Source organism: Acidimicrobiales bacterium (assembly GCA_035316325.1).
In the GTDB taxonomy this organism is placed as follows: domain Bacteria; phylum Actinomycetota; class Acidimicrobiia; order Acidimicrobiales; family VFJN01; genus DASXTK01.
Genome location: DATHJB010000086.1, coordinates 1 through 20,467, shown reverse-complemented (window position 1 = coordinate 20,467; position 20,467 = coordinate 1). Strand labels below are relative to the sequence as shown.

Here is a 20,467-nt window from a genome sequence, read left to right as displayed (position 1 = left end):
GAGTCGGGCGGCGTGCGGGCGGCGATGGTGTACCACTACGCGGCCGCCGGGACCGTCGACCGCGGCCAGAGCCTGATCAACGACTTCGTCGCGGTCCGCCGCTCCTGACGCCGTGGTGGTCGTGCAGAAGTACGGGCCGCTCGCGCTCATCGTTGCGCTGCTCCTCGGCGTCGGCGCGCTCGTCGTGCTGGACGCCGGCGACGGCGACGGCGGCGACACGTCGGCGGTCGCCGCCGGCCAGGGTGACGACGGCCTGCTGCCCGGCGCGCCCGGCGCCCCCGAGCCCACCGGCCGCATGCCCCTCAGCTACGCAGAGGCCGAGGCGGCCGGGACCGTCACCGACCACGACTGGGGTGAGCGCTGCGACCCCGACACCGGCCACGTCCGCCTCCCGTCCGAGGACGAGCGCGGGGTCCACGGCGCCGGGCCCACGACGGGGAGCGGTTCACCGGGGCCGGCGACGCGCCCGACCCCGCCCCCTTCGACCCGGACCACACCGTGACCGTCCTCGATCGGCTGCCCGACGAGGACACCCCGCCCGACCACCCGCCGCCACCCCGAGGGGAACCACGATGACGCAGACCACCGACCTCGCCCTCCACCCCTGGAACCAGGGCTTCACCTGGCAGGACACGCCGCCGCCGTACCGCTGCCTCGACGAGGGGCAGGTGGCCCGGTTCGACCGCGACGGCTACGTGGTGGTGCCCGACGTGGTCGACGCCGAGACGCTGGCCGAGGTGACCGCCGAGATCGACGCCGCCGAGGCGAAGGTCCAGGCCGTCCTGGAGGGCACCGAGGACCAGCGGATCTCGATCGCCGAGGCCGGCGCCATCACCTTCACCACCCACCTGGTCACCCGGTCGGCCCGGCTCCGGGAGTTCGCCCGCCACCCGTTCTTCGCCGGGGTGTGCGCCGACCTGGTGGGCCCCGACGTCAACCTGTACTGGGACCAGGCGGTCTACAAGAAGCCCGAGAAACCCCGCCGGTTCCCGTGGCACCAGGACAACGGCTACGCCTACGTCGAGCCCCAGCAGTACCTCACCTGCTGGGTGGCGCTCACCGACGCCACGCTCGACAACGGCTGCCCCCAGGTCGCCAGGGGCCTGCACCGCCAGGGCACCCTGACCCACACCTACGTGGAGCCGCTGGGCTTCGAGTGCTTCGCGGACCCGCCCGACGTGGCGGCCGCGGCCGGTGGAACGGCCCGCGGTGTGGCGGTCGCGGAGGTTCCCGCGGGTGGTGTGGTGGTGTTCTCGTCGCTGACCCCCCATCTGACCGGCCCCAACGTCACCGGCTCGGTGCGCAAGGCCTACATCCTCCAGTACGCACCGCAGGGTGCCGCGGTGCTGCAGGGCGACCCGTCGGGCCGGCCGACGCAGCGGGTCCCGGCCGACGACCCCGACCGCCAGTTCCCGGTCGTGCGCGGCGGCGAGCCGTCCGTCGGGCCATGAGCGCGTTCGAGGAGGCCGCCCGCCGGCACCGGGCCGGGGAGTCGGCGGCGAAGCTGGCGGCCGAGCTGGTCGGCGAGATGACCGTCGAGGAGCGCCTGCAGGTGCTCGACGGCGACACCGAGCTGTGGGCGGGGCTCACCGACATGGCGTCGGGCGGGTACCACCGCCACCCGTGGCCGGCCTCGGCGGTACCCCGCCTGGGCGTCCCCGGCTTCCGCTTCTCCGACGGGCCCCGGGGCGTGGTGGTGGGCCGGGCGACCTGCTTCCCGGTGCCCATGGCCCGGGCCGCCACCTGGGACCCGGCGCTGGAGGAGCGGGTGGGCGAGGCGATCGGCGTCGAGATGCGCCGGGCGGGCGCCGATCTCTTCGGCGGCGTGTGCGTCAACCTCCTGCGCCACCCCGGCTGGGGGCGGGCGCAGGAGACCTACGGCGAGGACCCTCTGCTGGTGGGCGAGATGGGCGCGGCGCTGACCCGCGGCGTGCAGCGCCACGTGATGGCGTGCGTGAAGCACTTCGCCCTCAACTCCATGGAGAACGCCCGCTTCACGGTGGACGTGTCGGTCGACGACCGGGCGCTGCACGAGGTGTACCTGCCGCACTTCCGTCGGGTGGTCGAGGAGGGCGTCGCCGCGGTGATGTCGGCCTACAACTCGGTCGACGGGTCGTGGTGCGGGGAGAGCGCGCCGCTGCTGAGCGAGATCCTGCGCGACGAGTGGGGCTTCGACGGCTTCGTGGTGTCCGACTTCGTGTTCGGGCTGCGCGACCCGGTGCGGTCGGTGCAGGCGGGACTCGACGTGGAGCTGCCGTTCCGCCAGCAACGGGCCGCGACCCTGCCGGCGGCGCTGGAGGACGGGCGGCTCGAGCGCTCCGCGGTGTCGGCCGCGGCGTGGAGCGTGGTCACGACGCTGCTGCGCTTCGCCGACCGCCTCGTCCCCGTCGACGCGCCGCTCCCCGAGGGGCCTGTCGCCCGGCCGGAGCACGTCGCCCTGGCGCGGGAGGTGGCGCAGCGCTCGATCGTGCTGCTGCGCAACGAGCCGGTGGCTGGCGAGACGGTGCTGCCCCTGGCTGCGGAAGGCACAGTCGCCGTGGTCGGGCCGCTGGCGGCCGTGGCCAACCTGGGCGACCGGGGGTCGAGCGACGTCCTCCCGCCGTCCGCCGTCACGCCCTGGGAAGGACTGCGGGCCGCGCTGGACGACCGGCTTGTCGACGACCCGGCCGGCGCCGACGTGGCCGTGGTGGTCGTGGGCTGCACCTACCGGGACGAGGGGGAGTTCATCGACGGCTCGACGACCCAGGACCTGAGCGGACTCTTCCCCCAGGGCCCGCTCGACCCGCCCCTCCGCGTGGACGCACCCCGGGTGCTCGACGTCGAGGGCGAGGCCCCGGACTTCGGTGGCGGCGGCGACCGCCGGAGCCTGCAGCTGTCCGCCCACGACCGCCGGCTGGTCGAGGCCGTCGCCGCGGCGAACCCCCGCACCGTCGTGGTGCTGATGGGCGGCTCGGCGATCGTGGTCGACCCGTGGCACGAGCAGGTCGCGGCGATCGTGCAGCTCTGGTACCCGGGGATGGCCGGCGGCGACGCCCTGGCCGACGTCCTCACCGGCGCCGTGGAGCCCACGGGCCGCCTGCCGTTCGCCGTTCCCGTCGACGAGGCCGACCTGGCGTCCTTCGACCCCGACGCCACCGCGGTCACCTACGACCTGTGGCACGGCCAGTGGCTGCTCGACCGGCAGGGTGTGGCCGCCCGCTACCCCTTCGGGTTCGGGTTGTCGTACACGGAGTGCGTGGTCGAGCGGGCCGACCTCGACGTCACCGTCGCCGGTCGGCTCCGGGTGCGGGCGACGGTGCGCAACCTGGGCGAGCGCCCCGCCGACGAGGTCGTCCAGCTGTACGCCGGCCTGCCCCACGGTGCCGTCGCGCGCCCGGCCCGGCGCCTGGCGGCGTTCGGCCGGGTCGTGGCGGCACCAGGGGGCGTCGGCGAGCTCGTGCTCGACGTGCCGGTAGAGCGACTGCGGGCCCGCGTCGACGGGGAGTGGTCCGTCGAGGAGGGCACCTACGAACTGGTCGTCGGCCTCTCCGCCGCGGACCCGCAGTCGATCGTGCCCAAGGCCGAGATCAGCTGTCGACCGACTTGATGGCCGAGATCTCGAACTCGAGCGTGACCTTCTCGCTCACGAGGACGCCGCCGGTCTCGAGGGCGGCGTTCCAGGTGACGCCCCAGTCCTTGCGGTTCACGGTGGTCTGGCCCTCGAGCCCGATGCGCTGGTTCCCGAACGGGTCGGTGGCCTCACCGGTGTACTCCAGGTCGACGCCGACGGGCTTGTTGACGCCCTTGATGGTCAGGTCGCCGGTGACGCGGAAGGTGTCGCCGTCGAGGGCTTCCACCGACGTGGACGTGAACCGGATCTCCGGGTGGTTGTCCATGTCGAAGAAGTCGTTGCTGCGCAGGTGAGCGTCGCGGTCGGCGTTGCGGGTGTCGATGCTGTGGGCCTTGATGGTCAGCTCCACGTGCGACTTGGTCGGGTCGTCGGCGTCGAAGAAGCCGGACCCTTCCACCTCGTTGAACGCGCCGCGCACCTTGGTGACCATGGCGTGACGGGCGACGAAGCCGATGCGGGAGTGCGCCGGGTCGAGCGTGTACTTGCCGGTCAGGGCGGGGTGGATGCTGGTCTCGGTCATGGCGGGTAGGACCTCCGACGGTCTTTGTTGACATGTCACTCAACATGGGTGACATGTCACGTATTCCCTCGACGACGATAGCGTGACGGGCATGGCCGACGACAAGGTGCGCTGGCTGGACGAGCGTGAGCAGCGGGACTGGCGCGCGGTCGTGTCGATGCAGAACCGCCTGTTCGCCCAGCTCGCCCGCGAGCTCGCCGCCGCGTCGGACCTCTCCAGCCAGGACTACGCCGTGCTCGTGGAGCTCACCGACCGGCCCGACGGCCGCCTCCGCCTCTACGAGCTGGCCCGGAACCTGGGCTGGGAGCGCAGCCGGATGTCGCACCACACCAGCCGCATGGCCACCCGGGGCCTGCTCACCAAGGAGACCTGCGACACGGACCGCCGCGGCGCCGTGATCGTGGTCAGCCCCAAGGGCCGCGCCGCGATCGAGGCCGCCGCGCCCTGCCACGTCGCCTCGGTCCGCCGCCTGGTCGTCGACCTGCTCACCCCTCGCCAGCTCGACGCCGTCGGCGCCGCCGCCCGCACCGTCCTCGCCGGCCTCGACGCCGAGGAACAGGAGTAGAGCCAGGGTCAGAACGTGCCCGGAGGGCGGGGTGGACCGGGAACGCCTGGCGGCGGGTAGGGCGGTGCCGGCGGGCCTGGCGGGTAGGCCGCCCAGGGCGGCGGGATCGCGGGGCGGGAGGTGAAGCGGCTGGGGACCGGCTCCATCTCGTCGGGCTCGCCGAAGCGCCCCGTGAGCAGGTGCGCCGCGACCACCACCGCCGCTCCCAGCACGATCGCCGTGATGCCGAACGCGGTGGCGCTGTCCTCGGTGACGTCGCCGATGATCAGCAGCACGCCCAGCCCGATGCCGAGGCACCACGTCCAGGTGGTGAAGCGCCGGCGCTGCACGGCGCCGTACACCGCCAGCGCCGAGCCGACCACCACGAGAAGGATGCCGGTGCCGGCCGCCTCCAGGTCGCCGCCGAGGTGGGCCACGCCCAGCGCGGTGGCCACGAAGCCGACGGCGGTGAGCGGGGTGGCCGCGCCCTGGAGGTCGCGGCGGTCGAGCACCGCGGCGAAGACGTAGTAGGCGAGCCCGACCAGCAGCGAGACCGAGCCGATGTTGCCGGCCTCGGGGACCTGCGGCACCTGCTCGAAGCCGGCGCTGCTGAGCGGCCGGAGGACGACGCCGACCGGCAGCGTCACCAGGTAGCCGATGGCGCCCTCCTCCACCTTCTCCACCAGGTAGAGCCAGAGGAACGCCGACGAGGCCGCCAGGTAGAAGGCCCGGCCCCGGGCGTGGGGGACACGGGCGAAGGCGATCAGCCACGCCGCCAGCGACAGCAGCGCGATCGCGTCGATCGAGAACGGCAGGTCGGCGTAGACCTCGTCGTCGACGAGCGACGGGTCGAACGTGAGGAACGCCAGCAGCACCGGCACGCCCAGGCCCGACGCCACCACGCCCGCCGTGGCGAGCGGGCCCCGGCGGTAGCGGGCCAGCAGCACGAAGCCGGCGACCACGACCACCAGCGACAGGAGGATGCCCAGCGTGGTGTCGGGGCGCTCGTCGGGCCGCAGGTCCTCGTCGTCGGCGGCCTCGAACGCCCAGACGACCACGCCGATGAGCACCATCAGCATCCCGACGCCGGCCAGGCCGATGCCGACCCGCGGCTCCGCCCGCCGGGCGGTCCGGTCGCCGAGGTCGCCGAGCCGCCCCGTCAACCCCGATCCGCCCACCTGTGAGAACCCCTGGTACCCCTCCATCGTCACGGACAGTAGATGCACCCTCCGCCGCCGCAACCGCGGCCGATCCGGGTCAACCCTGCAACGAGATCAACCCGGCGCTGGCGGGGGTGAAGCCGCAGGCGTCGATGTAGAAGGACCGCAGGTCGGCGTCGAAGTCGACGTGGAGCCACTCGCAGCCGGCCTCCCGGGCGCGGTCGCGGGCCAGGGCGATCAGCCCGACGCCGACGCCCCGGTGGCGGGCCGCCCCGGCCACCATCGTGTCCTGGATCCAGGCGTGGACCAGCCCGTCCCACGGCACGTTGACGAAGCCCACCAGCGTCGCCCCCTCCCGGGCGACCACCCAGCCGAGGCTGTGGCTCGCCACCTGCTCCTGCCAGTCCCACTCGCTCCCGTCGTACAGCCGGGTCTCGAACGCCTCGGCGTGGAGGGCGTTCACCTCGTCGTTCCCGAACGCCCCACGCCACTCGTAGTCGATCGCCATGGCCGGGCATCGTAGGGTCGGGCGGCGATGGTGAGGGTCGTGTGGGCGCTGGTGGTCGTCGTGCTCCTGGGGGCCTGTGGCGACGACGACGCCGCCGAGAGCGTCACGGGCGGCGGGACCACCACGTCCGAGTCCGACGCCGCGGCCGGGTGCGACGTCGACGGGGCCGTCGACGCGGCGCCGGTGGGGTCGATCGAGGCGACGCTGACGGAGTACGCCGTCGGGCTGTCGCAACCGTCGGCCCCGGCAGGGGCGGTCGAGCTGGTGGCGACCAACGTCGGGCTGGTGGACCACGAGCTGACCGTCGTCCGCTTCGACGGCGACCCCGGGGCGCTGCCGCTGAACGTCGTCGGCGGGGCCGAGCTGTCGGAGCTGCCCGACGGGGCCGAGGTGGGGAGGATCTGGTCGTTCCCGCCCGACGCCACGTGCCGGGCCACCTTCGACCTGGCGCCGGGCCGCTACGCCCTGATCTGCAACGTGGTCGACGACGGCACCAACCCCCACTACAGCCAAGGGATGTACACCGCGTTCACCGTCGACCCGGCACCCGGCTGAGACCCGAAATGTGCACGGGAACGCACGGAAATCGTGCGTTCCCGTGCACATTTCATCGAGTGGCGGCCTTCGCGCGCTTCGTGGCGTAGAGGGCGCCGTCGGCCAGGCGGATCACCTCACCGGCCTCACCCGTGGCCACGCCGAGGCTGGCGAGCACGGTGACCCGGACGTCGCCGTCCAGCGGGATCGGCGTCTCGATGGCGTGCTGCACCCGGGCCACCAGCGGCTCGACCGCGCCGGCCGGGGTGGCGTCGGCGAACACGACCGCGAACTCGTCGCCGCCGAGCCGCACCACCAGGTCGTCCTCCCGCACCGACTCGCCCAGCCGCTCGGCCACCACCCGCAGCACGGTGTCGCCGGCGTCGTGGCCGTGGGTGTCGTTGACGGCCTTGAAGTCGTCCAGGTCGAGGAACGCCACCGTCACCGGCCCGGTGGCGGCGTCGAGGCGGCGGCGCAGCGCCGACCGGTTGCCGACGCGGGTGAGCGGGTCGGTCACGGCTTCCCGCTGCAGGGCGTGGTGGCGGCGCTGCTCGCCGATCACCAGGCTGGCGAGGCGCTGCGCCTGGCGGAGGCCGTGGTCGGTGCCGATGTTCATCTCCACCTCGATCGCCACCCACACCACCAGGCAGCCGATCACGTCGCCCGACGACGGCTCCTGCACCGGCAGCACCCAGGCGGTGCGGAAGCCGGCCTCGCGGCCGCGGGTGGCCAGGTCGTCGGGGAAGCCCTCGAAGTCGTACGGCGCCCGCACCTTGCCGTCGCCGATGGTGTCGCACCACCAGCGGGCGTCGGTGCAGAGCTGCTCCACGGGGCTGCCGGCGGGGACGCCGATGGTCAGCTCCTCGTCGACCACGCCCACCACCACCGCCGCGCCCAGGTAGACGGGCACGAGCGCGGCGCATGCAGCCAGCACCTCGGCGAGCGGAGCGTCACCCACCAGCAGGTCGACCACGTAGCCCACGCCGTCGAGCGCGCCGTCGACCGGCCGGACGATCAGCAGCAGGCCGTTGACGACCGGGTCGTGCATGAGGTTGAGGACCAGCGCCTCGCGGGTGGCCCAGCCGTCCTCCTGGTTGCCGACCCGGTAGCGCAGCGGTTCCACCACCGGCACGCCCGGGGTCGAGGCGCTGGCCTCCTCGAGCTGCTGGAACGCCCCCAGGAGGCGGCCCATGTCGTCGGGGTGCACCCGCTCCAGCGACTCGCGGCCGCGGCGGCTCACGGGGTCGACGCCGGTCATCGAGGCGGCCGAGCGGCTCAACCAGCGGGTGGTGAGCGTGGGGTCGATGAGGACGGCGAACGTCGACGGCGACCGGTCGAGCGCCCGGGCGATCTGGGCGGCGATCTCCGGGGGGAGGTCGTCGTCGGGATCGACGGCGGTGTCGCCCGCGTCCGTATCCGGGGCGGTGGCATGCGGATCGTCGGTCACGGTCTCCGGCACTTCTGTGCCTGGCCCCCTCGGCAGGTGTAGGTCGTACAGGCCGGGTTCCGTCCTGACCAGCGCGGTCGTCGCCCGTCGACCACCGGCACGGATTCCGGCTACGTACGGTAGGTCACCGAGAAGCTTCCGTCACGGACCACTACGTAGCGTGGCAATTGCCGTCACCAGGGCATCACCCTTCGAGGTCGGCGGGGTCAGAGCGGCGACAGGTGCCCCCGCGGCGGCGAGGGCGGGGCGACGGCGGGCCACGGGCCGAGGCCGGCGCCCAGCAGCAGCGACGTCGCCACCACACCGACGACCAGCACCAGCTTGTCGTCGTTCCCGAACGTCTCGATGGCGAAGCGCTCGACCGGCAGCGGCGCCCGTCATCACCCCCTTGTTCGGAGCGACGGCGGGCCGCGGATGACGCGGTGTGAGGTCTTCTCGCGCTCAGCGCGCGAGGCGCAGCGCTAGAGGATCCCCGTCTCCACGTCGAGCTGGGGCTTCACGTCGAGCACCGGGGTGCCGTCGACGGCCTCCAGCGGTCCGACGCGCAGGCGTAGGCCGTCGACGGCGACGATCCGCACCGGGTGGAGGCCGATCGGGTTGGGCCGGCCGGGCGAGCGGGTGGCGAATACGCCCTGCTCGGGGACCGACCGGTCGCCCCGGGGGTGCACCCGGAGCACGCTGCGGTCGGCACGGTCGAACCAGGTGAGCACCACGATCCGGTCGCCCACCCGGAGGTCGGCCAGCGCGTCGCGCATCCCGGGCTCGAACACCAGCCAGGCGTCCGGGGCGCCCTCGTGGCCCTGCTTGGGTGCTGCCGTCGGGTCGGTCAGCGTCGACTCGACCCGGCCGACGGCATGGACGACGAAGCCGGCGTCGCCCGTGGTCACGACCGGCCGGGCGCCAGCGCCGCCAGCAGGCCGGCGACGGCCAGCACGGTGCCGACCCTGGCGGCGTCCTTCGGCGGGTCGGTGCGGTTCAGGAACGTCCCGGCACCGCCGATCGACAGGATCGACCCCGCCGAGCCGATCGAGAGGATGGAGCCGGACGAGCCGATGGACAGGATCGATCCGGCCGAGCCGATCGAGACGAACGACGCGGCCGACAGCGCCGAGCCCACCGACAGCACCGACCCGGCCGACACCGCCGAGGCCACCGAGCCGATCGACCGCCACGAGCGCAGCGACCACCGGGAGCCCCACCGGCGCAACGGGTCCGAGTGCTTCACGCCGCCGGACACTACCGGGCCCCGGGGCGTCCCCCATGGCGCCGGCGGTACGCTGCGGCCCGCCATGAGCGCTGCACCGACCGGGGACCTGCGGGTCCCGCCGCCCGTGATGACGCCGGAGGAGCTGGACACGTTCCTGGCCGGGGCATTCCCCAAGGCGCCGCGCACCTACCGGGTGGCCGAGGTGACCGACACCGGCGTCGTGCTGTTCCTCGCCGTCGGCGCGGAGCACGAGCGTCCCGGCGGCACCGTCTCCGGCCCGACGATGATGGGCCTGGCCGACGCGGCCGCCTGGCTGGCGACGCTGTCGCGGATCGGCCCGGTGGCACTCTCCGTGACCAGCAGCCTCACCATCAACTTCCTCCGCAAGCCGCCGATCGCCGGCCTGTGGGCGCGGGCGACCCTGCTGCGGCTGGGGCGGAGGCAGTCGGTGAGCGACGTGGGTCTGCTGTCGGACGGCAGCGGCGACCTCGTGGCCCAGGCCACCGTCACCTACGCGATTCCGGCCGAAATACACCCCCTCTGACCAGCTATTGGGAGTAGTCGGGGGACATGCCTCGCGCACAGTCCGTCGTGTCATCCACAAGACACGACGGGAGGTTGCGCGATGGGAACGGTGTTCGATCTGTTGGAGCGCGAGTGGTGCACGCTCGCCGACGAGCCGGCCACGGCCCGACGGCTGCGCGACGTCTGCCGGCTGGCCGGCGACGCCCACACGCTCGGTGACGTGGAGCGCTACGTCCGCCGGGCCGACCCCGAAGGCGCCGACCGGGTGCTGCTCGCGCTGGTGCGGCACGCCTCCCGGGGCGGCAACGACCTCGCCGCCCGGGTGCTCCTGCAGCTGCTGCTGCCGGGGACCCGCAACCTGGCCCGCCGCTGGTGGGCGCTGGGCGACCCCGACGAGCGGGCCGCCGCCGCGGTCACCGCCGTGTACCACCGCATCCGCAACTACCCCGTCGAGCGGCGGCCGGGGCGGATCGCCGCCAACGTCCTCATGGACGCCGCCCGCGAGCTGCGGCGGTCGGTGGCCCGGACGGAGCTGATCACCCCGACGGCCGAGGTCGGCACCGGGGCGGGGGCGACGCCGGACGGCGGCCACCCGGCCAACGAGCTGGCCGACGTGCTGCTCGACGCCGTGCACGAGGGCACCATCAGTCAGGCCGACGCCGAGCTGATCGCCCAGTCACGCATCGGGGGCACCCGGGTCGAGGCCATCGCCGCCGACCGGGGCATCAGCACCCGCACCCTCTGGGCCCGCCGCCAGGCCGCCGAGCGCACCCTCGTCGCCACCTTCGCCCACGCGAGCTGACCGTCCACCACCGAAATTGCGTGGCAGTTGGCCGCTATGGGGCCACCAGCCACGCAATTTCGTCGGTGTCGCACGGCTCGGCCGGCCCGAGGGGTCGACGTACCCTCGGGCCAGCGCGAGATCAGTGGCCGGATCGACGGGGCCGGCCGGCGTCGGACTTCGACCAGTCGCACACGCCGCCGGGGAACACCTGCTCGAGACGGGCGCGCTCGGAGGCCGACGGTTCCCAGTCGCCGTAGGCCCCCGAGCGGATCGCACGCCCGACCGATTGCACCTGGCACTTCCAGATGCCGCCCTCGTACGGCCCGCCGGCCTGCCGTCGGGACGACGAGTAGATCGGGAACCGCTCGGTGCAGGCCCCGGCCGCCCGGTCGTCGAGCACGCCGTTCCACACGCCGCGGCCCGAGGCGATCAGGCTCCCGGAGGTGTCGAAGCACGAGTCGACGGCCTGGGCCGGCTTGTTGCGGGCCACCGAGCGCTCGGGGTGGGCGTCGATGTTGGCCATCCACTCGTCGATCACCTGGAACGCCAGCGCCGTCTGGTCGAAGGCGACCGCGGGCCGGGCGTCGGTGAACCACACCACCTGGTTCGACGCGTCGCCGTCGGCGTTCAGCATCCGCTGGCGGGCGGCGAAGGACTGCTGGGTGTTGTGCATGTCCAGCTCGTCCTCGAGGTAGTGGCGCCAGTCGATGATCGGGATGTCGATGTCGCCCTGGAACTGCATGCCCGACGTGTAGGCCGCGTTCTGCGCCGCCCGGTCGCCCGTTCTCCTGGGGGCGGGGGTGACGCCGTCGTCGGGCGACAGCTGCATGTTGCGGCGGCTCCACGGGTCGAAGTTCTCGGGCGTGAGGTCACCGGCGTAGGGGAAGCCCTCGGGCACCATGTCGGCCGTGTCCTTCCAGCTGCCGACCTTGGCGTTGAGGTCGAGGAACTCGGCCGGTGTGATCGTCCCGGCCTGCAGCGCCTCCAGCCCGTACTGCACGCCGACGTTGTCCCACGGCACCCGGGCGAAGCCGTCGTCGCCGGCGCCGTAGATGTTCACCAGGTCGCCCCAGTGGGTCCACTCGACGTCCTCGCTGCCCTGGGCGAGCTTGTCGAGGTCGTCGACGTCGGTGAACGTCGGGTTCATGGCCAGCGCCGTGAGCCCCAGCCAGCCGGGCTTGCACTCCATCAGCGCCGGCGCCGGTGACGCCGGGTCGCGGTCCATCACCTGGTAGCCGAACGCCCCGTACAAGGCGTACAGCTGGTTCCACTGGTCGATCTCGCCCTGGGACAGGTTCTTCGGGAAGTCGGTGCCGTTGAGGCCGAGGATCGACTGGCGGACCTCGGGGTCCTTCCACTTCGGGTTGGCCCGGTCGGTCACGTCGAAGTAGTGCTCCAGCAGCTCGCAGTCGCCCACGTGGATGGTCTGCGTGACCATGTCGGGGTACGAGTACTGGGGGATGGCGGCGTCGATGATGCCCGGGTGGTTCTGGGCGTAGACGTACTGCTGGATGGCGCCGCCCGAGCCGCCGACGGCGACCGTGTAGTCGGGCACGCCGTGCGTCTCCACGGTGTGTTCCTTGAGCATCAGCGCCGTCTCGCCGCCGACCTGCAGGTTGTAGTGGGTCGACGTGCGGGTGCCGCTCGACCACATGACCCCGTAGCCGAGGCCGAGCTCGTCGGGCAGCAGCATGCTGCCGGTGCTCGTGGTGCCCTGGGTGTGGCCGATGCCGACGCCGCCGTCGAAGCTGAACACCAGGCGCCGGTTCCACAGGCTGTCGTCGGGTGCGTTCGGGTCGGCCTCGCCGACGGGGGCGAGCATGGCGACGCTGTAGACGAACCGGTTGATGGTGCCCCGCTCCCAGCGGACCACGAACGGCACGGTGGTCCCGTCGAGCGTGGTGGTCTGGGCGACGTCGGCCGGTGGGGCGGCGGGGTCGTCGAGCCAGTGGAAGCTGCCGTCGGTGGCCCGGTACACGTAGTCGACGCGGGTGTCGCTGGCGCAGTCCTGGCTCCACCCGACGACGGTGGCGGCGGCGGTGGGGTAGCCGCGGCCGTCCTGCGGGTAGCTGCCGTCGGGCGCCTCGGCGGCGACCGGGATGCCGACGTGGTCCTGGTTGTCGACCAGCGGCTGGTCCAGCAGCGGGCGCCCGTCGAAGCGGGCCCGGGCCGTGGTGCACACGAACGGCTGCTGCTGGGGGCCCGAGAAGATGGGCCCGCCGACGGGGTGGTTCACCAGCGTGAGCCGGGCGTCGCGGGGCCGGTGCCCTCGGCCGGTGGCCTTCACGGTGAGCGTGTTGTCGCCTTCGACGAGGCTGTCGACCAGACCGACGAGGGCGTGGCCCCCGTCGGCTGGCTCGTCGAAGGCGGACGTCACGTCGCGGTCGCCGACGGTGACCCGCACCCGGTCGGTCGGGACGCGGCGGGGGACGGCGACCTGCACCAGGGCGTCGCCACCCGACACCTGGTCGGGGCGGCCGGACAGGACGGTGATCTCGAAGCGGTCGCCGTCGGGGCGCGCCTCGGCGGCGTTCCCGCTGCCGGCTCCCACCACGGCTCCCACCCCGACGACCAACGTCATGGCGACACGTCGAACCACCTGCATCCGGTACCCCCCTGGCCCTGCACCGATGGTCGCCGCGGCGGCGGGGGAACAACAGGGTGACCTGCCCCAACGATCCCGCCCGAACGGGGTGGCGGATCACCCCTCCACCACCCGAAATCTCGACAGAGATGGCGTCATAGCGACCAGTTCTGTCGAGATTTCGGGTGGGCGGTGGTTGTCAGGCGTCGGGCGTGGCGAGGTGGTCGGCGATCAGGGCCAGGTGCAGGCGGGTGAGGTCGGCCACGTCGCCGAGGCGCAGGCCGGTCGCCGTCTCCACCCGGTCGAGCCGGCGGTCGAGGGTGTTGGGGTGGATGTGCAGCGCCCGGGCCGTCGCCGCCCGGTCGAAGCCGTTGGCCAGGTAGGCCTCCACGGTGGAGCGCAGGTCGGCGGCGTTGCGGCGCTCCAGGTTGCGCTCCAGGGGCTCGATCACCGCTTGGCGCAGCGTCCGGGTCGTCGCCGGGTTGGCGGCCACCAGCAGCTCCGGCACCAGGGCGTGCAGCGGCCAGTGCCCCTCCCGCCCCAGCCGCTCGCCGACGTCGACCGCGGCCCGCACGTCGTCGACCACGCCGGCCAGCTCGGACCGCTCGGTCGCTGCCGCCAGCACCAGCAGGTGGCCCGGCGGCAGGTCGGTGAGGTGCAGGTTCTCCCGGGGCGACAGGCCGACCACGCGGCCGCCTTCGACCACCGCCAGCACCGCCAGGTGCCGCAGGTCGGCGGCGATCTCCGGCATCCGGCGCCGGCGGTCGGCGGCGGGGAGCGACAGGGCGAAGGGGTGGAAGGGGCCGTCGGTCGCCAGCCGCAGCGACTCGGCGAACGCCCGCGTGTCGGCCGACAGCGGGAGCGTGGTGCACAGCGACTCCAGCAGGTGCCGCAGCCGGCGCTCCCGCTCCGACGCCAGCCGGTCGCGCTCGTCGAGGTAGGTGTGGAGGATGCCGTCGGTGAGCCGGCCGACCAGGTTCACGTAGTAGGTGCCGAAGGGCCCGACGACGTCCTCCTCGCCCGGCTCGATCGCCGCCAGCACCCGGCGCCACACGTACTCGGAGCCCATCCGGTAGGCGTGCAGCAGGTCCTCCAGGGGGAGGCCCTCGGCGTGACGGTCGCGGGCGGAGCGCCACACCCGGTCGAGGGCGTCGTCGTCGGGGGTGTGGCCGCTGGCGAACCCGTCGATGGTGATCTCCACCACCCAGCGGGTGATCGTCGACACCTCGGCCCGGATCGGCTGCGGCAACCGGGAGTACGACGGGATGTGCTCCGTGAGCAGCGCCACCACGTCCTGGGCGATCTCTCCCAGGTCGAGCCGCCCGGTCACGGACGCGAACGTCGACTGAACTGCGGCACCCCCCACGCGCGCCATGCGCGCAACCTAGTCCTCGGGGTGCGCTACAGCAGTCGGAGCCTGCAACGGGCGGGGCCGGTGGCGCGTCGTCATGGATGATGACGACCGTGGGGGAGCGACCGGGAGGCCGGGCGGTGTGGCCGGACGACCTGGTCGCGCTGTACCGCCGGGACTACCGGGCGCTGGTCCGGCACGCCTACCTCCTGGTGGGTTCGCGGGCCGAGGCCGAGGAGGTCGTGCAGGACGCGGTCGTGCGGTTGCGGCTCCACTGGGACGACGTGCGGGCCCCCGAGCACTACCTGCGCCGCTCGGTGGTCAACGGGGCGTTCGGGCTGCTGCGGCGCCGCGAGGTGGCCGAGCGGCGCCACCCGGACCCGCCGCCACCGGACGAGCCGTCGCACCTGGTGGAGCTGCGCGACGTGCTGCTGGCGCTGCCCGAGCGGCAACGGGCGGTCGTCGTCCTGCGCCACGTCGCCGACCTGCCCGACGACGAGATCGCCGAGATCCTCGGCTGCCGGCGGTCGACCGTCCGCTCGCTGGCGGCCCGCGCTCTGGCGGCCCTACGCCTGGAGGTCACCCCGTGACGCCCCGACCCACCGTCGACGACCTGCACCGCATCGCCGCCTGGGGCGACCCCGGTGACGTGCCCGACCTGCCGCCCCTGCCGGAGGCGCCCGCGCGTCGGGTCCGCACGGGGCTCCCGGCGCCGCGTCTGCGGGTGCCGTCGTGGCCGTGGCTGCGGGGGCCGCGGGCGCGGTGGCTGCGGGTGGCCGCCGCGGTGGTGGTCGTGGCGGCGGTGGCGTCGGTCGTCGCCGTGCGGTCGGAGCAGAGCGACCCGGTGGTGGCCACTCCGGGCACGTGGCGGACCATGGCGTCCGGCCCGCTGGCCCCCCGCACCCGCGCCGCCGCGGTGTGGACGGGTACGGAGATGCTGGTGTTCGGCGGCCAGGGCCGGGGCGGCGAGCTGCTCTCCGACGGCGCGGCCTACGACCCGCGCACCGACCGCTGGCGCCCGATCGCCCCCAACCCGGGCGCCGGGGACGGCCTCTGGGGCGCCGGGGGCCTCGCCACCTGGACGGGCACGGAGATGCTGCTGTTCCTGTCGACGGGCGACGACGCCACCACGATGTGGGACTGGGACCTGGTCGCCTACGACCCGGCGACGGATCGCTGGCGCGTCGTCCTCGAGGCCCGGTTCGACCGGCAGCCCGACGACCGGCTCGTCGAGCGCCGCCCGGTGCCGGTGCAGAGCCCGGAGGCCGCCGCCTGGATGGGCGACGCGCTGGTGATCGCCGGCCGGCAGTCCGACGTCGGGGGGTACGCCTGGACCCGCCTCGACGTCGGCGCCGCCACGTGGGACGACCTTCAGATGCTGCCGGGCAGCGACGTCTTCTCCTTCCACCCCAAGCTGGCGGCGGGCGACGGTGACCGCCTGATGTTCATGCGGCAGGCGGCGATCTTCCCCGGCGACCGGACCTGGGCCTACGTGGTCGAGCCGGACGCGGCCGTCGCCCACGTGGTCGATGCTCCCCGTCCACTCGACCGGGCGGTGCGGCTGGACGGCGCGCTCACCGTCTCCGCCGGCCGGTTCGTCTTCGTGGGTGCCCGGACCGACGACGATGGCACCAGCCGTCCGGTGGCGTACGTCGCCGAGGCCCGGCAGCCGGGGATCACCTGGCAGGAGGTCACCGCCCCGCCCGTCCCGCCGGCGCCCGGGGAGCCCGACGCCGAGCTGGTGGGGACGCCGGCCGGGGTGCTCCTCCTCGGCGGCACGGCCGGCGACGGCGGGACCGCCCTCAGGACCGACGCGGCGGTGGAGCACTGGGAGCGGCTGCCCGACCCGCCGATCGACCTGCACCGGTCCGGCCACGTCGTGGTGTGGACCGGGCAGGAGGTGCTGGTGTGGGGCGGCGACACCGACGCCGTCACGGGCCGGTTGCCCGGCGACCCGCGGTCCGACGGCGCCGCCTACTCGGTGCCGTCGGACTGACGTCGCCGATGTCGTGGGGCCCTAGCCTGCCGGCGTGACCATCGACGACGGGCGCACCCGGGCCGCGCTGCACGAACCGCTGCCGCCGGAGCGGGTGGCCTACTGGAGCAAGTTCGGTCGGTGGGAGGAGACCTACTTCCCGCAGGTGGTGGGCCTGGAGCTCGAGGAGGCCCGGGTCGACTACGCCCGCATGCGGCTGCCGTACCGGCCCGAGCTGCGGCAGCCGGCGGGAGTGGTGCACGGCGGCGCCATCGCCACCCTGATCGACACCGTGGTGGTGCCGGCGATCGGCGCCTACTACCCGCAGATGCCGGTGATGCTCACCATCGACATGCAGATCCGCTACCTCGGCGCCGCCCGGGAGGTCGACCTGCTGGGCGAGGGGTGGGTGGTGAAGCGGGGCCGCTCGATCGTGTTCTGCCAGGCGTCGGTCACCAGCGAACCCGACGGCGACCTGGTCGCCGAGGGCTGGCTCACCTACCGGGTCGTCCCGCCGGAGGGCTCGTGATGCACGCCAACGCCCAGGCCGTGGCCGACGCCGGACGGGAGCAGGGCGTCGACATCGAGGTGTCGGAGTTCCCGGAGGGCACCCGCACGGCGGCCGACGCGGCTGCGGCGGTCGGCGTCGACGTGGCCCAGATCGTGAAGTCGCTGGTGTTCGTGGTGGACGACCAGGTGGTGGTCGCCCTGGTCAGCGGCCCCAACCGGCTGGACGAGGCCCGTCTCGCCGCGGCCGCCGGCGGCGACGAGGTCCGCCGCGCCTCGGCCGACGAGGTCCGCGACGCCACCGGCTACCCGATCGGCGGCGTCCCCCCGTTCGCCCATCGGTCCCCGCTCCCCACGTTCGTCGACCGCACCCTCCTCGCCCACGCGGTCGTCTGGTCCGCCGCCGGCACCCCCCGCCACGTCTTCCCCCTGCCGCCGGACGACCTCGTCCGCGTCAGCGGGGCAACGGTCGCCGACCTCGCCGGCTGAGTGGTCCAATGGGCGGTGCGTGAGGGGACGGACCGCGGGCGTGGTGTCGAGAGTCGAGGACCTGCACCGGCGTCTCGGTGCGCTGTCCGACCTGCGACCCGGTCCGACGGTCGATCCGCTGTTCGCCCGGCTGGTCGACGTGGCTCTGACCACGTCCCCGGGGCTGGCCGACGAGGTGCTGGCCGACCCGGCGGTGCGGCGGCTGCGCCACGAGCTGGTGGAGCTGGCGGCCCGGGGCGAGTACGAGCTGGAGCTGGCGTGGGCCGAGCGGGTCGCCGCCGATCCCGGCGAGCTGGACCGCTTCCCATACCTGGAGAACTACCGGCTGCTCGCCGGGGTCGAGCACGACGTCGTGGCCGCCCACCTGGCCCGGCCGGTGCGGCGGGTGCTGTTCGTGGGCTCGGGCCCGCTGCCGCTCAGCTCGCTGCTGCTGGCCGACCGCCTGGGCGTGCCGGTCGACAACCTCGACCGTGATCCCCGGGCCGTCGACGCCGCCTGCCGGGTGGCGCTGGCGCTGGGAGCCGTCGACCGGGTGACGTTCGCGCTCGGTGACCTGCTCGACCATCACGACCTGGCGACCTACGACCTGGTCGTGCTGGCCGCCCTGGTGGGCGTCGATCCCGACGAGAAGCGGGCCTGCCTGGCGCATCTCGCCCGCACCATGGCGCCCGGCGCTCTGGTGCTCGCCCGCAGCGCCCACGCCCTGCGGACCCTGCTCTACCCGGGCGTCGAGCTGCCCGCCGACGTGGCCCTCGACCTGCTCGCCGTGGTCCACCCGCCCGCCCCGGTGATCAACTCGATCGTCCTCGCCCGGGTCACGGATGGACGGTGAGGCGTTCGATCACCACCTCCGCCGACAGCAACAGCTCGGCGCGGGTGGGGAGCATCGGGGAGCCGTCGCCGTAGACCGACCGGGCCAGGTCGGCGGCCTCCTCGGCGGTGGTGATGCCGAGCTCGTGGAACAGCATCTCCAGGTCACCGACGTCGGTGGGCCGGAAGGCGATCATCTTCATGGCCAGCAGGTGCTCGGGCGACGCCAGGCTCACCACCAGCCCCGGCACCTCGTAGGGCACGGCCGCCGTGTCGCCGCCGGGGACGAACGCCCGGGCCGCGGTGTTGAGCCAGTCGGGCGGGAGGCCGTGCTCGGCGGCCATGGCCTCGGCCTGCCGGCGCACGGTGGTCTCGGGGTGGAAGAGGGCGTCGACGTCGGTGGTGACGCGCCGGGTGTCCATCTCCAGGGCGATGGCGGCGCCGCCCACGATGTACACGGTGGCCTCGACGCCGCTGGCGTGCATCCGTCCGCCCAGCTCGTCGAGCAGTGCCCCGATGTCGGCCGCGCTCAGCTCCCGGCGACGCACCCGGGGCACCCGGGCCACTACGCCGTCTCCAGGGCGTTGGCGTCGAGCCAGATGCCCCGGTCCGAGAAGTCGACGGGGGTGCGCTGCATGGTGCGGGCCGCCAGCCGGGGCGACGGCAGCAGCGGGAACCACCAGGGGCGCAGCGGCGGCACGTCGGTCCACGCTGGTGCCGGGATGCTCCGGAGGCGGCACTCACGGCGGACGGCGGCGGCCAGCAGGGCGTCCCAGCGGGGGCCGCCGGTGGTCGACGGCTCGGCCAGGAAGCGGGCGACGTCGGCGGGGCGGCGGAGCGCCCGGAAGTCGGCGACGCCGCGGGCCAGCATGCGGAAGGCGAAGTCGTCGTCGTCCCGCTGCAGCTCCTCGGCGACGGCCTGGGCGACGTCGCCGGCGGTCATCCACGTGCGATCCGTGTCCCCGTGGTCGCCGTGGAGCAGGTCGTCGAGGCGGACGAGCCCGGCCGGGTCGCCGGACGCCGCGAGGTCGACAGCCACCACCGCCTCCGGCATCGACCGGCGCCCGTCGACATCGACCGGGGCGAAGTCGGCGACGTGGAGCACCACGTCGCCAGCGGGGTCGCGCGAGATCGGGTAGGCGGCGGTCAGCTCGGCCAGGCGCCCGGGGGAGACGTAGCCGGCGGGGACCAGACGGCGCAGCGCGTCGCTCACCCGCGGGCCGGCGGCGAAGCGCTCGACGGTGGCCCGGTTGCGGGTGGCGACCACGAGCCGGTCGGCGTCGACCGACGCCAGCAGCCGGCCCAGGCGGCGCCGCGGCGCGACCGTGAGCCACGGCGGATCGAGGCCCGACAGCTGCCACAACGCGGCCCACGCCATGGGCGCCGACCAGGGACGACCCCGCCCGGGTCGACCCAGTGCGGCCGACTGCACCGAGTCGGCGTCGACCGCCAAGGCTCCACCGAACCCTCGGGCGGCCCGGAGCGTCCCAGCTGCGGCGAGGCGTTGCACCTGGCGGCGGCTCACCCCGAGGTGACGGGCGGTCTCGCTGACCGACAACGGCATGCACCCATTATGTCGTGATCGCGACCAATTGTTGCCTGACCCGTCGTTCTGTCTTCGCTCAGCCGGCTATAGCCGGCTGAGCGAAGACAGAACCGCTCCCGGCTAGTCGATCAACCGCCGGCCGATGTCGTCGACGAACTCGACGATCGCGGCGGGATCCTCACGGCCCTCACGAGGGGGCAGGACCACAAGGCGGGTGACGCCGAGGTCGGCGAAGGCGGAGACCGTGGCGGCGTCGAGGGGGACGCGGGGGTGCGGCGTCACCGAGATCTCCAGGTCGCCCAGCGACGCCGGCCGCTCGTACTCGTCGAGGGCCGCACGCAGGGCAGCCACGGCGGCCGCGGTGGC

At 74.0% G+C, this 20,467-nt stretch carries 23 protein-coding genes; 12 read left to right on the top strand and 11 right to left on the bottom strand.

The genetic code is table 11. From position 1 onward, the window contains the following. Window positions 1–112 precede the first annotated feature (112 nt). The 3 genes from VK611_12395 (at window position 113) to VK611_12385 (ending at window position 3,586) form a co-directional block, all read left to right on the top strand. Complete coding sequence (locus VK611_12395) at window positions 113–502, top strand: hypothetical protein (GenBank protein HMG42127.1); 390 nt, start codon at window positions 113–115, stop codon at window positions 500–502. 70 nt (window positions 503–572) lie between these two features. Further along, window positions 573–1,451, top strand: coding sequence for a phytanoyl-CoA dioxygenase family protein (locus VK611_12390; protein ID HMG42126.1), 879 nt, complete (start codon window positions 573–575; stop codon window positions 1,449–1,451). After that, window positions 1,448–3,586, top strand: coding sequence for a glycoside hydrolase family 3 C-terminal domain-containing protein (locus VK611_12385; GenBank protein ID HMG42125.1), 2,139 nt, complete (start codon window positions 1,448–1,450; stop codon window positions 3,584–3,586). Before VK611_12390 ends, VK611_12385 begins: the two co-directional genes overlap by 4 nt. Here VK611_12385 and VK611_12380 read toward each other — a convergent pair. Beyond that, on the bottom strand, window positions 3,567–4,130 hold the full coding sequence (locus VK611_12380) for a YceI family protein (protein ID HMG42124.1): 564 nt from the start codon (window positions 4,128–4,130) through the stop codon (window positions 3,567–3,569). The genes VK611_12385 and VK611_12380 overlap by 20 nt on opposite strands. Before the next feature lie 91 nt (window positions 4,131–4,221). Between VK611_12380 and VK611_12375 the strand changes: the two genes are divergently transcribed. Continuing rightward, window positions 4,222–4,695: a MarR family transcriptional regulator gene (locus VK611_12375; GenBank protein ID HMG42123.1), complete on the top strand. Its 474-nt coding sequence runs from the start codon at window positions 4,222–4,224 to the stop codon at window positions 4,693–4,695. 8 nt (window positions 4,696–4,703) lie between these two features. Here the strand turns inward: VK611_12375 and VK611_12370 are convergent, their stop codons facing one another. Together VK611_12370 and VK611_12365 are read right to left on the bottom strand one after the other, a co-directional pair. Continuing rightward, complete coding sequence (locus VK611_12370; protein HMG42122.1) at window positions 4,704–5,879, bottom strand: hypothetical protein; 1,176 nt, start codon at window positions 5,877–5,879, stop codon at window positions 4,704–4,706. 52 nt (window positions 5,880–5,931) lie between these two features. Further along, window positions 5,932–6,342 (bottom strand): GNAT family N-acetyltransferase, encoded by a 411-nt coding sequence (locus VK611_12365; GenBank protein HMG42121.1) that lies wholly within the window; start codon window positions 6,340–6,342, stop codon window positions 5,932–5,934. 27 nt (window positions 6,343–6,369) lie between these two features. Between VK611_12365 and VK611_12360 the strand changes: the two genes are divergently transcribed. After that, window positions 6,370–6,897: a hypothetical protein gene (locus VK611_12360; protein ID HMG42120.1), complete on the top strand. Its 528-nt coding sequence runs from the start codon at window positions 6,370–6,372 to the stop codon at window positions 6,895–6,897. A 52-nt stretch (window positions 6,898–6,949) separates the two neighbouring features. On the opposite strand, the gene VK611_12355 is transcribed toward VK611_12360, so the two are convergent. From VK611_12355 to VK611_12345, 3 genes are all read right to left on the bottom strand, one after another. Next, window positions 6,950–8,323, bottom strand: coding sequence for a sensor domain-containing diguanylate cyclase (locus tag VK611_12355; GenBank protein HMG42119.1), 1,374 nt, complete (start codon window positions 8,321–8,323; stop codon window positions 6,950–6,952). Window positions 8,324–8,784: 461 nt separating this feature from the next. Further along, entirely contained in the window at window positions 8,785–9,210 is a 426-nt protein-coding gene (gene tsaA / locus VK611_12350; protein HMG42118.1) for a tRNA (N6-threonylcarbamoyladenosine(37)-N6)-methyltransferase TrmO, read from the bottom strand. Then, on the bottom strand, window positions 9,207–9,548 hold the full coding sequence (locus VK611_12345) for a hypothetical protein (protein HMG42117.1): 342 nt from the start codon (window positions 9,546–9,548) through the stop codon (window positions 9,207–9,209). Before VK611_12345 ends, tsaA begins: the two co-directional genes overlap by 4 nt. A gap of 64 nt (window positions 9,549–9,612) precedes the next feature. On the opposite strand from VK611_12345, the gene VK611_12340 reads away from it, so the two are divergent. Continuing rightward, window positions 9,613–10,074, top strand: coding sequence for a PaaI family thioesterase (locus VK611_12340; GenBank protein HMG42116.1), 462 nt, complete (start codon window positions 9,613–9,615; stop codon window positions 10,072–10,074). Window positions 10,075–10,155: 81 nt separating this feature from the next. Beyond that, complete coding sequence (locus tag VK611_12335) at window positions 10,156–10,857, top strand: hypothetical protein (protein HMG42115.1); 702 nt, start codon at window positions 10,156–10,158, stop codon at window positions 10,855–10,857. Between the two features lie 121 nt (window positions 10,858–10,978). On the opposite strand, the gene VK611_12330 is transcribed toward VK611_12335, so the two are convergent. Further along, the gene (locus VK611_12330; GenBank protein ID HMG42114.1) at window positions 10,979–13,420 is read right to left on the bottom strand and encodes a DUF6351 family protein; all 2,442 of its coding nucleotides are present in this window, start codon (window positions 13,418–13,420) and stop codon (window positions 10,979–10,981) included. Between the two features lie 202 nt (window positions 13,421–13,622). Continuing rightward, window positions 13,623–14,798, bottom strand: coding sequence for a helix-turn-helix domain-containing protein (locus tag VK611_12325; protein ID HMG42113.1), 1,176 nt, complete (start codon window positions 14,796–14,798; stop codon window positions 13,623–13,625). A gap of 89 nt (window positions 14,799–14,887) precedes the next feature. Here VK611_12325 and VK611_12320 point away from each other — a divergent pair, with 89 nt between their 5' ends. The 5 genes from VK611_12320 to VK611_12300 are packed head-to-tail and all read left to right on the top strand — an operon-like array spanning window position 14,888 to window position 18,577. Next, the gene (locus tag VK611_12320) at window positions 14,888–15,364 is read left to right on the top strand and encodes a sigma-70 family RNA polymerase sigma factor (protein ID HMG42112.1); all 477 of its coding nucleotides are present in this window, start codon (window positions 14,888–14,890) and stop codon (window positions 15,362–15,364) included. Next, entirely contained in the window at window positions 15,361–16,770 is a 1,410-nt protein-coding gene (locus tag VK611_12315; protein ID HMG42111.1) for a hypothetical protein, read from the top strand. The genes VK611_12320 and VK611_12315 overlap by 4 nt, the downstream gene beginning before the upstream one ends. Window positions 16,771–16,804: 34 nt before the next feature. Next, window positions 16,805–17,278: a PaaI family thioesterase gene (locus tag VK611_12310; protein HMG42110.1), complete on the top strand. Its 474-nt coding sequence runs from the start codon at window positions 16,805–16,807 to the stop codon at window positions 17,276–17,278. Then, the gene (locus VK611_12305) at window positions 17,278–17,745 is read left to right on the top strand and encodes a YbaK/EbsC family protein (GenBank protein ID HMG42109.1); all 468 of its coding nucleotides are present in this window, start codon (window positions 17,278–17,280) and stop codon (window positions 17,743–17,745) included. Before VK611_12310 ends, VK611_12305 begins: the two co-directional genes overlap by 1 nt. Window positions 17,746–17,764: 19 nt before the next feature. Further along, window positions 17,765–18,577, top strand: a complete 813-nt coding sequence (locus VK611_12300) for a nicotianamine synthase family protein (GenBank protein ID HMG42108.1) — start codon at window positions 17,765–17,767, stop codon at window positions 18,575–18,577. Here the strand turns inward: VK611_12300 and VK611_12295 are convergent. From VK611_12295 to VK611_12285, 3 genes are all read right to left on the bottom strand, one after another. Next, the gene (locus VK611_12295; GenBank protein ID HMG42107.1) at window positions 18,561–19,112 is read right to left on the bottom strand and encodes a DUF6036 family nucleotidyltransferase; all 552 of its coding nucleotides are present in this window, start codon (window positions 19,110–19,112) and stop codon (window positions 18,561–18,563) included. The two genes, VK611_12300 and VK611_12295, sit on opposite strands and share 17 nt — an antisense overlap. An 8-nt stretch (window positions 19,113–19,120) precedes the next feature. After that, complete coding sequence (locus VK611_12290; protein ID HMG42106.1) at window positions 19,121–20,119, bottom strand: helix-turn-helix domain-containing protein; 999 nt, start codon at window positions 20,117–20,119, stop codon at window positions 19,121–19,123. A gap of 102 nt (window positions 20,120–20,221) precedes the next feature. After that, a partial coding sequence (locus VK611_12285; protein ID HMG42105.1) for a hypothetical protein occupies window positions 20,222–20,467 on the bottom strand: 246 nt, incomplete at its 5' end.